Consider the following 15,481-nt stretch of genomic DNA (forward strand, 5'->3'; position numbering starts at 1 on the left):
GTAATGGGTAATGGGTAATTGGAGGAAAGTTTTAAGGAGTAGACTTACAGTTATCGCGTCTGAAATTTTGAATTCAAAACTCTCTTGTGCTTTCAAAATTCAATGCTTCTTACTGATGACTCTTGTGATTACCAATTCCCGATTACCGATTACCCAAGGCTATCTTTGGAAGTCATCTCCTAAGTAGTACTGTCGCACTAAGGGGTTATTGTAGAGTTCTTCTGAATTGCCAGAGGCGAGGATTTGTCCGTCGCGCATAATGTAGGCTCGATCGGTGATGGCGAGGGTTTCGCGGACGTTGTGATCGGTGATCAAGATGCCCATGTAGCGATCGCGCAGTCCGGCAATAATTTTTTGAATCTCCGATACGGCAATCGGATCGACACCGGCAAACGGCTCATCCAATAGCAAAAATTTTGGCCCTTCTCGCCCCGACGCTAAGGATCTCGCCAACTCGGTGCGCCGACGTTCTCCTCCAGATACCCGAATCCCCAGCGTATTTGCAACTTTTTCTAGCCGAAACTCTTGCAGCAAACCATTTAGACGGTTTTGCCACTCGCGACGAGGCACGCCTGTTTGTTCCAGCACCAAGAGGATATTGTCTTGGACAGTGAGGTTGCGGAAAATACTGGCTTCCTGAGCAAGATAGCCAATGCCTAAATGCGCTCGTTTGTGGATGGGTAAGGTGGTGATGTCCTGGTCATTCAGCCAAACCGTACCTTGATCGGGTTTTTCCAAGCCAGTTGCAATGTAAAAGGTCGTCGTTTTCCCAGCACCGTTAGGGCCGAGTAGTCCCACGACTTCTCCTTGCGCCACTGAAAGGTTGACGCGATTGACGATCGCACGTTTGCCGTAAGACTTGTGAATATTCTCCAGTACGATTTTCATTGAGAACTAGCTAATTGTTCATTGCTAATGGCTAACTGCTAATTATTAAAAGCCATTAGCGATTAGCCATTCGCGATTCGCGATTAGCCATGTGACAAATGGCTAGCGGCTATTCGGCGTTTTGAAGGCTGGTTTAGGATTGACGGCGGGAGCTGGTGGCGCTACGGGTGTAGTTGGAGAATTTGGATCGGCGACCAGATAAACTGATTCTACCTGCCGATTGGACTGAGGCAGGGCAACAAAGCGTCCTTCATCGATCAGATAGGTGATTGTCTCGCCTCGGAGACTATTGCCTTGTTGCAGGACGTAGACGTTCCCACTCAGAACGATGCGGCGTTCTTTGCTGAAATACTGAGCTTGGGCAGCAGTTGCCTGGATCTGCCGCGAGGGGTAATACATTTGCACGTTGCCACGAGCTGTTACTACACCTGTTTTCGAGTTGGCTTCTTGCACATCAGAACGGACGGTGAGGGCGCGTCCGTCATCGGCGGTTTGGGCTTGGGCGGTTTGGATTTGGGTGGGGATAGCGATCGCTCCTGCTAGGACAGCTGGAAGCATCAGCACTAATCCCAGGCGACGCATTAGACTTTGATTAAATTGAAATGAGGACATCATGGGTCTTGCGGAGACATCAAAGACGGTGATCGGCTCTTGTGCCTAGTTTACTCTTTCTAAAGGCTCGATCCAGAACAAATCCAGCGATAACTAGGCACAACAATCCCGACGTTTCTGAGTATTGAGAAGTTTCTAAGCCTCTACTCGCACTATTTTCGGTAACTGTGAAGCATTCTCGTTTTGTTGCATCTGTTCTACAAAATCAACCACGTTTTCTGCTCCAGCTTGTTGCAGTGCCGTCAACAGTTCGGCACTCTGTTCCCGCAGTTCGGTGACATCAATTCCACTGTAAGCAGGTTCGTATGCCTCCAAGCGGCGCATTCCCTCTCCCAGTAAAATAACTGCACCGCGCCAGTTAAGGTTGCCTAGGTGATAACATCCAACGGCAATTTGCAGCACTCCCTGATAAAACCTTTTTTCCGGCTCGCTGGCTTCCATCCACAGAGCCTCTAAGGTGTCGTGGCAGGCGTAAAATTCATGCTGATTAAACTCTTCGATCCCTTGCCAAAATTCAGATGGGATTTCTTCAGTCATTAGTCGGGAACTATATTAATAATTTCATTACTCTGCCGTTTTCGGTTCCCTACCGTCAAGCACCTTCCCTCGTGGTTATGGTTGTGTTCAGGCATCACCACACTTAATAGCTCCAGACGCAGATGCCTATGTTTAGCTGCTTCGCGCGTGGGTGATGGAAAGCCTCCAAAACAAGCGATCGCTTTAAATTTTTAACGGATAGAAAAACTGCTCTGAAATATCTTTATTCAAGTTTAAATAAAGTTTAATATAAATTCATTTAATTTTTTTAATTCTATTGATCAAAATCACATTTTGGGTGGCTTTTTTTAATGGCTTAGCTTGCGATCGCTACGTATTTTTAAAATTCCAATCTTACTTAATTGTTATAATGGTTTATCAGCCCAGGCAAACCAATAAAAAGTGGATTTTAGGGGATAGTTTTTTCCTGATTTATCCAACCAAGCGGAATTTAAAAAATTCTTTCAGCACGCGGGAGGCTTTATTTTGAAGACTTTCTAGGACGTGTGGCTGTTACCGACATGATAAGTTTGATGCTTCAGCTAATCGCTAATCGATAATTGGTAGTTAGGCTAAAAAACATTTATAAGTAGCAACTTTTCAATTAGCGATTAGCTAGAGCAAATCGTTACATACTATCGCGTACGGCTTTAATTTCTTCAAGAGAGATTTCCTGCATCTCACCCCGAAACTCGTTATCTTCTGTCAGAAATAACATGCAGTGGCACTCTTTTCGCTCTCGCATCGGTACGCAAGGACAATTCCAGAAAGTTGCATGTACCTCTGCTTCTTTATCTTCGTAGTGACGACAGGGACACAAAGGGGCACCCAGATCATCTTTATGCTTGGCGAGTCCTTCAATCACTACGGCTGTTACGGAAGGATCGACGCAGAAGTAGGTGCCAGTACGCTTGGCGTAAGTTTCGGAGAAATGGCGCATCGCCTCTAGACTTTTTTCGCTGGATTTTGTTTCAGTTTCTGATGGGTTCATAATATGAGATGACGCGAGATCGACAGGTGTTTATGCATTGTATCTTAAGCCTTTTCCTCAAGGGGATTGGCTGGGATCGATGCAATCGGACAAGCCTACTTCAGAGGGGATTGTAGCTGAAGTTGTAGCGGCTGATCGGTATTGATGACAATTCCAGGGGAATTGCGATTCACAGGCATTGCAGGCTCAGTTAAAGACTCCGGCATCCAGATCATCCAACGGCTACCGGGGGGTAAAGAGCTTAGAGTAACATGATTGGGAGTCAGCCAGATTAAGGGAAGCGTCGGTGGATCTCCAGCACGGGCATCTTCTCCGGCGTAGGTTGCGGCTAGAGTTTCTAAAACCACGCGATGACCTTGCACTAAACCTGTGAAGGCTGTCCAAAGTTTTACACTTAACTGACGCCCACTGGCATAGAAGTACAGGGATGCTGCCGCAATGACTGCTTGCTCAAAATGCTCTGGATTCCAACTGGTGGCGCTATCGAGGCAGATAATTACTTCTTGTCCACCTGTAAAGACTTCTAGTTCGCGTACCTGGAATTCACCGTAACGGGCGCTGGTTCGCCAGTGGATTAAACGAGTGGGATCTCCGACTCGATAGGGACGAAGCGATCGCGTGACTCCTTCTGTTGCAGCTTGAGAACGGCGATCTAAACTCAGAAACAGGGGACTTTTTTCTTGACCAATTTCATCCACCATCGGGCAGTTGGTGAGGGGTAAAACGGTGGGATAAACAAATGCTGTAGCTGCAACTTCACGCTGGCGGCGACACCAGAATAATCCCACAGGGGCAGCAGTTCTCAGTTGTACGGTGTTCCAGCGATAAACTCCGCGTTTTTGCGTGGGTAGGTAGTAAACCCAGTGGTGGACGCTATGAGGAGAAATCGTTTCAATTGCCGTTTGTACGGGTTGTCCCAATACAAAGGGAAGAACATCCCGGACTAAAAGTAAGGTTTTGGGATGGTTAACCGGATTTTCAATTTCTAATTCAATGGTTAGATCGTCGCCAACGCTGACGGGCTGGATAGGGCGTCGGGTGACTTGAAGATGACGAAGCGATCGCACGGATAGGAAGCTTGCAATTCCGAGTAGCGCAAAGCTGAGGCCACTAATAACATACAGCCACCCCGCCATTGTGTTCGTGGCAGCTCCAAAAAAACAGACGGCGATGATTCCCAATATCCACCCAGCGTAGGCTGGCGTTACCCACCGAGTTTCCAGCCAGTCTGCTATCCGATTACCGATATTCATAAACAGCGCTGCCCAGTCTAGAGTCTAGCTATCCCAGCACCTTAACAAAATTCTGATTACAAATAAATAAGAGATTTTACACCTGTCTGGTAATTTTTTAGAATTAAGGACATTCACGGTTGACTTAAAGAAAATTTTTAAAGGCAAGATCCATTAAACTGTGGTTTTACCGATGCTGCCGGACCCAGTAAGTACCCAGGGGGAAAAAATGACCAAAGCCAATGATGCTGAAGCGACTCGCGCACAAGCTCCTTCACGCATGCCACCACCACTACCGCCACCACCCGTTCCTCCGCAGATGCAGCCAGGGCGACCCCCAGAAGTTAACAGCGCGACTTCCATCAAACAAATGGTCAAAGATGCGTATGCTCAAAAAGCCTCGGACATCCATATTCGAGTGGGGCAAGTTCCCAGATATCGGATTCGAGGTCAGATGGTAGAGGCTGAGGGTCAGCTCAAGGTAACACCTGAAATTTTTGAGCAAAACCTTGCTGAGATCCTGACTCCTGCTCAGCGAAAGCAGTTTGCAGAAAACAAGGAACTGGATACGGCAATTTTCTACCCAGGTTTCGTGCGCTGTCGGGTGAATTGTTTTGAATCCCTGATGGGCGGAGCAATGGTTCTGCGTTTGATCAGCCTAGAGATCCCTTCGCTTGATAGTTTAGGCTTACCGCAAGTCCTCAAGGATATTGTAAGCAAACCGCAAGGATTGATTCTGGTGACAGGTCCCACGGGATCGGGAAAATCAACGACCTTAGCGGCGATGATTCGTCATCTGAATGAGACGACGAATAAGCATATTGTGACGATTGAAGACCCAATTGAATTCGTCCACCCTTCCCAAAAGTGCTTGGTTAGTCAACGGGAAGTGGGTTTGCATACCAATGAGTTTCACGCGGCACTGCGGTCAGTTTTGCGGGAAGATCCAGATGTGATTCTGATTGGGGAAATGCGCGATCGCATTACCGTTAATACCGCCCTGCAAGCTGCCCAAACAGGTCACTTAGTTTTAGGCACTCTGCACACCCGCAACGCCATCAACGCGGTTAACCGCTTGTTGAACTTGTACAACGCCGATGAACAGCCAGCCATGCGAATTCAGATCACCGATTCTTTGGTAGCAGTGATTGCACAACTGCTGCTGCCAACCACGGATAGTCGTCGCACGGCAGTCCATGACATCTTGATCAATACCCCGGCGATGCAAGATTACTTGCTCAAGGGTGACGATGAGGAAGCTTATCGATTGATGCTAGATGACACGTTCGATGGAATGCAGGTGATGAATCAGGCGCTTTACGACCAAATGCTAGAGGGTCGGATTACTCTAGAGGCGGCATTGAGTGCTTCCCCAGATCCCAACGATCTGGATCGCCGTATCCGCACAGGTGGAATTGACGCTTCTAGTTCGACTCGTACCTGGATGTAAGCTGGGTTTTACAGGAAAGTTAGAGCGATCGCATTTCGGATGTCATCTATAGCAGTTTGCAGTTGGGTGAAATCTATTGCATTTCTAACGTTGGTTAGGGGCATGGCATTGCCCCATTCCTAATCCCCTACTGATGTATGGCAGTGTATGGCATCGGAACGATAAAAGCGATAAGGAATGCGCGATCGCTCTAAAAAAAAGCCCGCGATGGCGGGCTTTTTTCGTGTAGCTCCCAGGCTTCAGCCTGGGGCTATTGTTGTCGAATCATTTACCGCTTCGCCAACTTCTTCGTCACCTTCCGCAGACGAATTGACTTGGGAGTAACTTCCACCAATTCATCTGAACCGATGTATTCCAAGGCACGCTCTAAGCTCATATCGATTGGCGCTTGCAACTGCACTAATTCATCACCGCCAGAAGCACGGTGGTTCGTCAGCTGCTTCGCCTTGCAGACATTCAGTTCCAAATCTTGAGAGCGGTTGTGTTCCCCGACAATCATGCCTTTGTAAACTTTGGTGCCCGGAGTGATAAAGAATGCACCCCGATCCTCAGCATTCTTCATCGCGTAGAAGGTAGCAACGCCTTCTTCAAATGAAATTAAGACACCGTTGCGGCGAGTTTCCATATCGCTGGTGATGGGGCGATAGTCTAGGAAACTGTGGTTCATAATCCCTTCGCCACGGGTGAGGCGCATGAATTCACCCCGGAAGCCGATTAAACCACGGGCGGGAATTACAAATTCTAGTTGAGTGCGACCCGTGGCACTCATCTGCATATCTTGCATTTCGCCCTTGCGCTGCCCCAAACGTTCGATACAGCCACCACTCGCTTCTTGCGGGACATCCAGCACCAAACATTCGTAAGGTTCGCAGGGTTGACCGCTGACTTCGCGGAAAATCACTTGCGGCTGGGAAACTTGAAATTCATAGCCTTCCCGACGCATGGTTTCAATCAAGATGCCGAGGTGAAGTTCGCCTCGACCGGAAACGAGTAATTTATCGGGAGAGTCGGTATCTTCAATCCGCAGGGCGACGTTCGTTTCAAGTTCGCGGAACAGGCGATCGCGTACTTGCCGTGATGTCACCATCGTCCCTTCCTGTCCGGCAAAGGGCGAATCGTTCACCGAGAAGGTCATTTGCAAGGTAGGCTCATCTACCTTAATCAGCGGCAAAGCTTGCGGTTCGTTCGGACAAGTAATTGTCTCGCCAATATTTGCATCGGCAAAACCAGCCACCGCCACAATATTTCCCGCGGAGGCTTCTTCCAAATCAATTCGCTTTAAGCCTTCAAAACCCATCAACTTGGAGATTTTACCTTTCACAATGGCGCTGGTTTCCGTCACCAAAGCCACTTGTTGCCCCATCCGGATTGTGCCGTTATGAATTTTGCCAATCACAATCCGACCCAGATATTCAGAATAATCCAGGGTTGTCACTTGCAGTTGTAGAGGCTTATTTGGATCGCCTACAGGTGGCGCGACATGGTGCAGAATTGCCTCAAACATGGGCTGCATATCCATGTTGTCGGATTCCAGGTCATTTTTGGCATAACCATTGATACCGGAGGCAAACAGATAAGGGAAATCGCACTGATCGTCATCGGCACCCAATTCCAAAAACAGATCCAAGACTTTATCAATTGAGCCGTGGGGATCGGCTTGAGGACGGTCGATTTTATTAACGACAACGATGGGGCGCAGTCCCTTTTCTAAAGCTTTTTTCAGCACAAATCGCGTTTGGGGCATGGGGCCTTCATTGGCATCTACAATCAGGATGCAGCCATCCACCATACCTAACACCCGCTCGACTTCACCACCAAAATCGGCGTGTCCGGGGGTATCAATAATATTGATCAGGGTTTCTTTATATCTGACGGCGGTATTTTTCGCCAGAATTGTGATGCCTCGCTCCCGCTCTAGGGCATTGGAATCCATGACGCAATCAGGAACGTCTTCGCCTTCGCGGAAGATGCCAGATTGCCGGAGGAGGGCATCAACGAGGGTTGTTTTGCCGTGATCGACGTGGGCAATGATTGCGACGTTACGAATAGGGAGCGTCATAGAAGCGTGCCAGAGAGGGTGTTGAGATTGAAATAGATGTCTCTTGGCTTATTAACAGAATTTGGGATTTAACATAAATCCTGTAAAGAAGCCTTAACAATTCTAGCCTAATCGCCCGAAACATGGCGCTAGTTTTATGCATCCCCCATCCTTCATTTTTGTTTTGCCTTTCCGGTGCCAGTGCGCGTGAGGCACAGGCATCACAGACACTATTTGACGCAATGATTGCGGTAGTCGTGTGAAACGAATCACTGCCAAGAAATGCGATCGCCCTTAGCCTAACTGAAGACGAGAATTGGCGAGGAAAATCTTATCACCAAGCACAACATGAGGGAGACTTCATGCCAGATTTCCTGAGAACCCTTTTGGCTTCAGCAGGGTTTATTCCCCACGGACACTGCTATCTATGGAAGCCAGATTTAGTTTGGCTTCATGTTTCGTCAGATGCTTTGATTGCGCTGGCATATTATTCGATTTCATTCATGCTGGTCTATTTCGTCTACAAAAGACGAGATGTGCCTTTTAACTGGATTTTTCTGCTGTTTGGCAGCTTTATCATCGCCTGCGGCACCACTCATTTAATGGAAATCTGGACGCTGTGGCATCCTACTTACTGGCTAGCCGGATGGATCAAAGCTTTTACTGCAATTGTCTCCCTCGGTACGGCGGTGCTGCTGTCAGAATTGATCCCTAAAGCGCTGGTTCTCCCTAGTCCAGCAGAATTAGAAGCGGTAAACCTGGCGCTGAGAAACGAAATACTAGAGCGTCAGCAAGTGGAGGAAGCGCTACGCGAAAGTGAAAGACGGTTCCGCGCCATTTTTAACCAAACATTTCAATTCATTGGATTACTAAAACCGGATGGCACTGTCTTAGAGATTAATCAGACAGCGCTAGAGTTCGTTGGAATTAAGGCGGCGGATATAGTCGGTCGTCCATTTTGGGATGAAGTTTGGAACCTACCCACCGAATTCCTGAATCAGTGGAAAGCAGCGATTACCGAAGCAGCAAACGGTAACTTTGTTCGTTTTGAAGGGAATCTGCCCACTCCTCAAGGCACAATGTTTGTTGATGCCTCGCTCAAACCTGTGAAAGACGAGACAGGACAAGTGGTGCTATTAATTCCAGAAGGTCGGGAAATTACCGAGCGCAAACGGGCAGAAGAAGCATTACAGCGAGCTTACGAGCAACTAGAAATTCGGGTTCGGGAACGAACGGCAGAATTAACAACCATAAACGCATCGTTAGAAGCTGAAATTGCTGAGCGTAAACAGGCGCAAGCAGCACTACACCAACGAGAACAAGAACTCAAAGCACTAATCGAAAATACTCCAGATATCATTGCCCGGTTCGATCGAGATTTACGTCATATCTATGTCAACTCAGCAGTGGAACTGGCAACAGGAGTACCGTCTGAGGTATTTATCGGCAAAACGAATCGCGACTTAGGAATGTCTGAGGATCTCGTCTCCCAATGGGAAAGCATTTTCCGCCAAGTTTTTGAAACGGGTCAAGAGAATGTTGTTGAATTTCAGTTTCCGACACCGAATGGTCTGAAATATTATCAATCTCGCCTGGTTGCAGAATTTACCGAAGACGGTTTAATCAATTCTGTACTGGGTATCTCCCGGGACATTACTGGACTGAAGCAGGTGGAAGAAGCGTTGCGGAACAGCGAGCAACGATTCCGTGCCACTTTCAATCAAGCTGCTGTCGGTATTGCAGAGGTAGAAAGGAATGGACAATGGCGACTGGTGAACCAAAAGCTTTGCGATATTACTGGTTACACTCGTGAGGAACTTTTAGAACGAACTTTCCAAGATATTACTCACCCTGATGACCTCAATACTGACCTCGAAAATGTTGGTCGAATGTTAGCTGGTGAGATTTCAACATACTCAATGGAAAAGCGCTACATCCGCAAAGACACCTCCCCAGTCTGGATTAATCTGACTGGATCGGTTGTGCGTAATTGTGCAGGTGAACTCAGGTACTTTATTGCCATTATTGAAGACATTAGCGATCGCAAACGATTCCAGCAGGAAATTACACAACTCAATCAAGACTTGGAACGCCGGGTGGTCGAACGGACTGCACAACTCGAAGCCGCCAATCGGGAACTGGAAGCTTTTTCTTATTCGGTGTCCCACGATTTACGTGCGCCACTGCGGAGTGTTGATGGGTTTAGTCAGGCGCTTTTGGAGCGCTACGCTGACACGCTGGATGAGAAAGGCAAACACTACCTGCATCGGATTCGTGCAGGCAGCCAGCGCATGGGAGAACTCATTGATGACCTGCTGGAGCTTTCGCGGGTGACACGCACCGAGATGCGTACCACGGAAGTTGATTTAAGCGCGATCGCTTCTGAGATTGTCATTGAACTAAGACAGTCGCAACCGGAACGACCCGTTGAAGTTGCGATCGCTCCAGGCATTGTTGCACAAGGGGATGCGCGGCTGCTACGAATAATTCTGGAAAATCTACTTCATAACGCCTGGAAATTTACGTCAAATCGCTCATATGCTTGTATTGAATTTGGCATCACACTAAAGATAGATTCTCAACCTGCTTATTTTGTACGTGACAATGGCGCTGGCTTTGACATGGCTTATGCCAACAAATTGTTTGGAGCCTTTCAGCGCCTACACTCAATGACTGAGTTCCCCGGAACTGGCATTGGACTGGCAACTGTCCAGCGAATCGTTCACCGCCACGGTGGTCGAGTATGGGCCGAAAGCGCAGTAGAACAAGGTGCAACTTTTTATTTCACGCTCTAAGGTGGGCAGAATTTAAACTTAGCTTCTAAACGGAAAATAAATTGAATAACCGACACATCCTATTGGTGGAAGATAATCCTGACGATGAAGAGCTTACCTTACTTGCTTTGGATCAAAGCGGTATTCCATACAATGTTGTAGTAGCCCGCGATGGAGTAGAGGCACTCGATTATCTGTTTGGTACAGGTAGGTACACTGACAGGGACATTAACAGACTACCCGCAGTCGTTCTACTAGATATAAAAATGCCCAGAATTGATGGTTTAGAAGTGTTGCAACGACTGCGTGCCAACGATCTGACAAAACTCTTGCCAGTCGTCATTCTCACGACATCAACAGAGGAGCAAGACCGACTCAACGGCTATAGCTTCGGTTGTAACAGTTACATTCGCAAACCTGTAGATTATGTACAATTTATGACAGCAGTAAAGCAGTTGGGAATGTATTGGCTGCTTTTCAATGAAGCCCCGCCGTTACTAGGAATATGATGAATCAACCGCTGCGAGTTCTCATCGTTGAAGATTTAGAAGATGATGCTGAATTACTGCTCAACGAACTAGAGCGCGGTGGTTACGAGCCGATTTACGAGCGGGTAGATACAGCTGCTGCCATGAATACAGCATTAGATAAACAACATTGGGATATTGTCATATCAGACTACTCAATGCCCACTTTTAGCGCTCCTGCTGCTTTAACTTTGTTGAAAGACAAAGGGCTAGATTCACCATTCATTATTGTTTCCGGCAACATTGGAGAGGATGTCGCAGTCGCTGCGATGAAAGCTGGAGCCTCTGACTACTTGATGAAAGGCAACCTGGCGCGATTAATTCCCGCAGTTGAACGCGAGTTGCGCGAAGCCGTTGAGCGGCGCAAACGGCGCGAAGCAGAACAAGCTTTACGGGAAAATGATGAACGCTTCCGCTTACTGATCGAAAATGCCTTAGACATCATCGCTGTTCTAGATACTGATGGCACTATTTATTACACAAGTCCATCCGTTGAGAAAGTTTTAGGTTACAAACCGGAAGAGCTAGTTAGCAAAAAACTCTATAATTTTATTCATCCTGAAGACGTAACTGAGGTGATTGATACTCTCAATCAAGCAGTTAAAAAAACCGATATTACTCTATTTACAGAATTTAAATTTCTACATCAAAATAGCTCTTGGCAAATATTAGAAGCAATTTGCAAAAATTTTATTCCCCAGTCAGGAATTCCTAGAGTTGTTGTCAACTGCCGGGACATTACCGAACGGAAGCGGACAGAAGAAGTTCGGATTGCTTTGGAAAAAGAAAAAGAACTGAATGAAGGGAAATTTTACTTTGTTTCAATGATGGCCCATGAGTTTCGCAATCCCCTCAACACGATCCTCATGTCTGCCGAACTCCTTGAACACTACAACTACAAAGCGACTGAAGAACAAAAAGCTTTATATTTCAATCGCATTCGCTCGGCTGCCAAACATATGACACAGTTGTTAGAAGATGTTTTGACAATTAGCCGAGCAGAAATTGGAGAATTAGAGATTAATGTAGAGCCTTTTGATTTAAAACAATTTTGCCACGATTTGATGGAGGAAATTCAGTTTACAACTGGGAAAGAACACACGCTCATCTTTGCCAGTAAATGTAAATGTGCCCAGGTATATATGGATCAAAAACTTCTATGGCATATTCTGACAAATTTGGTCTCGAATGCAATTAAGTATTCACCGCAAGGCGGCACTGTCCAGCTTGAACTTTCTTGTCATGATGGACAGGCAACAATTCAAATTAAAGATGAAGGAATTGGCATTCCTCCAACCGACCAAGAACGACTATTTGAAGTGTTTCACCGAGCCAAAAATGTTGGCAAGATTCCCGGTACAGGGCTGGGATTATCAATTGTTAAAAAATTCGTGGAGTTGCACGGCGGTCAGATTTCCGTCAGTAGTGAAGTTGGGGTAGGCACTACTTTTACTGTGCTGTTGCCATTGAACAGTCAGATGTCTACCGAGGAGTTAGACGATGCGACTGCGTATTTTGCCAATTAAACTGTCATTTATAGCAGTTCTCAACTACCGAGCTTCACGGTAGAGTATCACAGCCATGAAGATTGCTTTTTGCTTAGGCTAAAGCGCGATCGCTTGTATTTGTACTTTGATTATAGTACATTTGTACTAAGTTAAATTGAATACCTCTTCAGACCGCGCCAAAATCGATGCAAGCGCAAGGGAGTCAGAAATAATGGCTTGGAATCCTGGGCAGAAGTTACAAAACGGCAAGTACACCATTGAAAAAGTGCTTGGACAAGGTGGTTTTGGGATCGCGCATTTAGTTAAAAACAAAAAAGGCAATTTGCTTGTCATCAAAACCCTCAACCACTTTCTGCAACGCCAACACGACTTCGGCAAATTTCAGCAGGATTTTCTGAATGAAGCGGTGCGGTTAGCCAAATTTAATCATCCTCATATCGTCAAAATTGATGAAGTCATTCAAGAGGATGGGCTGTGGTGCATTGTGATGGAATATATTGCGGGAGAAAGTCTAGCCCATCGAGTTTGGCAGAAAGGGGCAATGTGCGAGGCGGAAGCATTGCGCTACATTCAGCAGATAGGTGACGCCCTGACGCTAGTTCACAACAATGGTTTACTACATCGGGATGTCAAGCCACTCAACATCATGCTGCGTTGTAAAAATGCCGATGTTGTCACTTCTGAGATAGAGGGCGTCTTGGAAGCGGTTCTCGTTGACTTTGGCATTGCCCGCGAGTTTACCCCAGATATCACCCAAACACAGACAGAATTTTGCTCCAGCGGCTTTGCCCCGATTGAGCAGTATGACTGGCGCTCCAAACGCGGTGCTTACACGGATGTTTATTCTTTAGCTGCAACGCTTTATACCTTATTAACGGCTCAAGTGCCTACACCTTCACCAATGAGAGCGTATGGGATGGAACTCACACCACCCAAACGCATTAATTCTCTCCTCGGCGATCGCGTAAATTACGCTATCGTCAAAGGTATGGCCTTAAAACCAGAAGATCGCCCTCAGTCAGTGCCGGAATGGCTAGCATTGTTGGGAATCTTACCTCCCCCAAATGCTAACCCCAGTCCTCTTGTCCAATTGCAGGAGCGATTGCGTGAAGCACAAGAAAATAAATTAAATGGTAGTAATGAGTGGCGGGAGCGATTCCGAAAAGCGCAAGAAGACAGATTAAAAGATAATCATAATTGGCGCGATCGCTTGCGAAAAGCTTGTCAAAAGTGACAGAGAAAAGATGGCTCCGATAGCTGAATCTTGAAGTTGTCAGTTCGGGATGCGGTCGCATCCTGAAACTCATTGCACTCAAATAAAACCTAGTTTCCCTCGTTTTTGGGCGCTGACGCCCGGAAAAACGAGAATCTGGATGCGCTGCATCCTTAAGACCGTGGGGAACTTAGAGCGATCGCTTTGCCGTCAGATCCAGGTAAGACTGAGAAGCGAAGACTGCTAGTTTTTGTCCTTTTACCATGTTCTGGGATGAAAGGGCAGCTTTTTATGAGTAAATACCTAATGCAAAAAAAATTCTAAGGACATGGTGAAACCGCCTCACCGAATGATGTTGATGGGTGCCTATATTTTTGCTGGTTTACTGTTTACTAAACCAGCACAGGGATTAGTTTTTCCTCAGCACTTGCCAAAACCGCTGGTAGTATCAGCAAGCATTTTTCTGAGCGCTCAGCCTTATACACCTTCACGGGTTTTAGAAAAAATACCACCGGAATTGAGTCCAGAGCCAACCCTGGACGATTTTAATGCCAATATTTGTCAGGATATTCCGATGGGCGTTGGCGTTCCAGGATTTCAACCAGGAGTACATAATAGCGTTGTCCAACGAATACTCGGCAGTCCCGGCGTAACCACTAGAGGTTACTGGCCGAATACTCGTGCCATATCCTATCAATTAATCCCAGATCAGGTGAGCCTGGGTTTTTTATTTGATAAAAATTCTGGACTCATACGCCAAACTGAAGCATCTTTTGCCCAATGGGTGAATAGCGAGATCGTCCTAGTGACGTTGAATAGTATGTTGGGTTGCAAGCTCAACGACGCCATCAAGCAGGGTTTGCAACAGGTGCAGCAGCGTCAGTCTCCCAAATTCTTTTTTTCTCTAGAGTCCCTGCGGGGAGTGATTGAGCGGGATAAGGGCGATCGCGTTTATATTGGCATTTGGGAGGCAGGCTTACACTAAAGATCGGTAAGTAGTTGGGAATTAGTAATGGGTCATTTGTCATTCGTCAGCAGCCACATACCAACAACTAAAAACGATCGATCGTTACCCATTACCCAAAATTAAAATGATTCTCTCACAACGCTTTACAGATGCCCTGACCTTTGCCACCGCCTTGCACGCGAACCAAATTCGCAAAGGTTCAGGTGTTCCCTATATTTCCCATTTACTCGGCGTCACCAGTATTGCCTTAGAGCATGGGGCAAATGAAGATGAAGCGATCGCTGCCCTACTCCATGATGCCATCGAAGACCAAGGCGGTGCCGCGACACGAGAAGAAATTCGCCGTCGGTTTGGAGATACCGTCACGGAAATTGTCAACGGTTGTACCGATGCTGACACAACACCCAAACCCCCTTGGCAGGAACGCAAAGAAGCTTATATTGCCCATATCCCGACTGCTTCAACCTCGGTGCGTCTTGTCTCAGCAGCCGATAAACTCCACAATGCCCGCTCGATTTTGACTGATTATCACATTGTAGGCGAGGCAATTTGGGAACGCTTCCAAGCAGGCAAACAAGGAACCCTTTGGTATTATCGCTCTTTGGTTGGCGCATTTCGTAAAGCCGGTTCATCACCACTCATTGATGAATTAGAACGGGTCGTTTCAGAACTAGAACATCAGGTAGACAAAGCGACTTAAGCTGCTTGATTGACAAATCTCTTGAAACCCTGCCAATTTATAGG

The 15,481-nt window shown here is 46.8% G+C and carries 13 protein-coding genes; 7 read left to right on the top strand and 6 right to left on the bottom strand.

What is annotated here, in order from left to right; translation table 11 throughout:
- Window positions 1-159 precede the first annotated feature (159 nt).
- The 5 genes from lptB to H6F52_RS21020 all read right to left on the bottom strand — a co-directional run bounded on the left by lptB (window position 160) and on the right by H6F52_RS21020 (window position 4,281).
- Window positions 160-888 carry an LPS export ABC transporter ATP-binding protein gene (lptB, locus tag H6F52_RS21000; protein ID WP_190413049.1) on the bottom strand — a complete coding sequence of 243 codons (729 nt, stop codon included), beginning with the start codon at window positions 886-888 and terminating at the stop codon, window positions 160-162.
- Window positions 889-990: 102 nt separating this feature from the next.
- A complete protein-coding gene (locus H6F52_RS21005) occupies window positions 991-1,503 on the bottom strand; it encodes an LptA/OstA family protein (protein ID WP_190413050.1) in 513 nt (170 codons plus the stop codon).
- A 132-nt stretch (window positions 1,504-1,635) separates the two neighbouring features.
- Window positions 1,636-2,037 carry a DUF309 domain-containing protein gene (locus tag H6F52_RS21010; RefSeq protein ID WP_190413051.1) on the bottom strand — a complete coding sequence of 134 codons (402 nt, stop codon included), beginning with the start codon at window positions 2,035-2,037 and terminating at the stop codon, window positions 1,636-1,638.
- Window positions 2,038-2,665: 628 nt separating this feature from the next.
- The gene (locus H6F52_RS21015; protein ID WP_190413052.1) at window positions 2,666-3,028 is read right to left on the bottom strand and encodes a ferredoxin thioredoxin reductase catalytic beta subunit; all 363 of its coding nucleotides are present in this window, start codon (window positions 3,026-3,028) and stop codon (window positions 2,666-2,668) included.
- 95 nt (window positions 3,029-3,123) lie between these two features.
- Window positions 3,124-4,281: a DUF58 domain-containing protein gene (locus H6F52_RS21020; RefSeq protein ID WP_190413053.1), complete on the bottom strand. Its 1,158-nt coding sequence runs from the start codon at window positions 4,279-4,281 to the stop codon at window positions 3,124-3,126.
- Between the two features lie 208 nt (window positions 4,282-4,489).
- Between H6F52_RS21020 and H6F52_RS21025 the strand changes: the two genes are divergently transcribed.
- The gene (locus tag H6F52_RS21025) at window positions 4,490-5,710 is read left to right on the top strand and encodes a type IV pilus twitching motility protein PilT (RefSeq protein WP_190413054.1); all 1,221 of its coding nucleotides are present in this window, start codon (window positions 4,490-4,492) and stop codon (window positions 5,708-5,710) included.
- 268 nt (window positions 5,711-5,978) lie between these two features.
- Here H6F52_RS21025 and typA read toward each other — a convergent pair whose 3' ends face one another.
- Entirely contained in the window at window positions 5,979-7,769 is a 1,791-nt protein-coding gene (gene typA, locus H6F52_RS21030) for a translational GTPase TypA (RefSeq protein WP_190413055.1), read from the bottom strand.
- A gap of 341 nt (window positions 7,770-8,110) precedes the next feature.
- On the opposite strand from typA, the gene H6F52_RS21035 reads away from it, so the two are divergent.
- The 6 genes from H6F52_RS21035 (at window position 8,111) to H6F52_RS21060 (ending at window position 15,437) form a co-directional block, all read left to right on the top strand.
- Window positions 8,111-10,543 (top strand): PAS domain S-box protein, encoded by a 2,433-nt coding sequence (locus tag H6F52_RS21035; protein ID WP_190536651.1) that lies wholly within the window; start codon window positions 8,111-8,113, stop codon window positions 10,541-10,543.
- 41 nt (window positions 10,544-10,584) lie between these two features.
- Window positions 10,585-11,031: a response regulator gene (locus H6F52_RS21040; protein ID WP_190413057.1), complete on the top strand. Its 447-nt coding sequence runs from the start codon at window positions 10,585-10,587 to the stop codon at window positions 11,029-11,031.
- Complete coding sequence (locus tag H6F52_RS21045) at window positions 11,028-12,575, top strand: ATP-binding protein (protein ID WP_190413058.1); 1,548 nt, start codon at window positions 11,028-11,030, stop codon at window positions 12,573-12,575. The genes H6F52_RS21040 and H6F52_RS21045 overlap by 4 nt, the downstream gene beginning before the upstream one ends.
- Before the next feature lie 193 nt (window positions 12,576-12,768).
- Complete coding sequence (locus tag H6F52_RS21050; protein WP_190536652.1) at window positions 12,769-13,791, top strand: serine/threonine-protein kinase; 1,023 nt, start codon at window positions 12,769-12,771, stop codon at window positions 13,789-13,791.
- 307 nt (window positions 13,792-14,098) lie between these two features.
- Window positions 14,099-14,755, top strand: coding sequence for a hypothetical protein (locus H6F52_RS25885; RefSeq protein WP_242031304.1), 657 nt, complete (start codon window positions 14,099-14,101; stop codon window positions 14,753-14,755).
- A gap of 109 nt (window positions 14,756-14,864) precedes the next feature.
- Window positions 14,865-15,437, top strand: coding sequence for an HD domain-containing protein (locus H6F52_RS21060; RefSeq protein WP_190438723.1), 573 nt, complete (start codon window positions 14,865-14,867; stop codon window positions 15,435-15,437).
- Window positions 15,438-15,481 lie beyond the last annotated feature (44 nt).

Source organism: Coleofasciculus sp. FACHB-542, from assembly GCF_014695825.1.
Taxonomy (GTDB): domain Bacteria; phylum Cyanobacteriota; class Cyanobacteriia; order Cyanobacteriales; family FACHB-T130; genus FACHB-T130.

What these genes read in the sequence shown, in the direction of transcription:
- H6F52_RS21015 (WP_190413052.1), bottom strand. Translation starts at nt 3,028, where the DNA reads ATGAACCCATCAGAAACTGAAACAAAATCCAGCGAAAAAAGTCTAGAG.
- lptB (WP_190413049.1), bottom strand. Translation starts at nt 888, where the DNA reads ATGAAAATCGTACTGGAGAATATTCACAAGTCTTACGGCAAACGTGCG.
- H6F52_RS21035 (WP_190536651.1), top strand. Translation starts at nt 8,111, where the DNA reads ATGCCAGATTTCCTGAGAACCCTTTTGGCTTCAGCAGGGTTTATTCCC.
- H6F52_RS21010 (WP_190413051.1), bottom strand. Translation starts at nt 2,037, where the DNA reads ATGACTGAAGAAATCCCATCTGAATTTTGGCAAGGGATCGAAGAGTTT.
- H6F52_RS25885 (WP_242031304.1), top strand. Translation starts at nt 14,099, where the DNA reads ATGGTGAAACCGCCTCACCGAATGATGTTGATGGGTGCCTATATTTTT.
- H6F52_RS21045 (WP_190413058.1), top strand. Translation starts at nt 11,028, where the DNA reads ATGATGAATCAACCGCTGCGAGTTCTCATCGTTGAAGATTTAGAAGAT.
- H6F52_RS21050 (WP_190536652.1), top strand. Translation starts at nt 12,769, where the DNA reads ATGGCTTGGAATCCTGGGCAGAAGTTACAAAACGGCAAGTACACCATT.
- typA (WP_190413055.1), bottom strand. Translation starts at nt 7,769, where the DNA reads ATGACGCTCCCTATTCGTAACGTCGCAATCATTGCCCACGTCGATCAC.
- H6F52_RS21020 (WP_190413053.1), bottom strand. Translation starts at nt 4,281, where the DNA reads ATGAATATCGGTAATCGGATAGCAGACTGGCTGGAAACTCGGTGGGTA.
- H6F52_RS21005 (WP_190413050.1), bottom strand. Translation starts at nt 1,503, where the DNA reads ATGATGTCCTCATTTCAATTTAATCAAAGTCTAATGCGTCGCCTGGGA.
- H6F52_RS21025 (WP_190413054.1), top strand. Translation starts at nt 4,490, where the DNA reads ATGACCAAAGCCAATGATGCTGAAGCGACTCGCGCACAAGCTCCTTCA.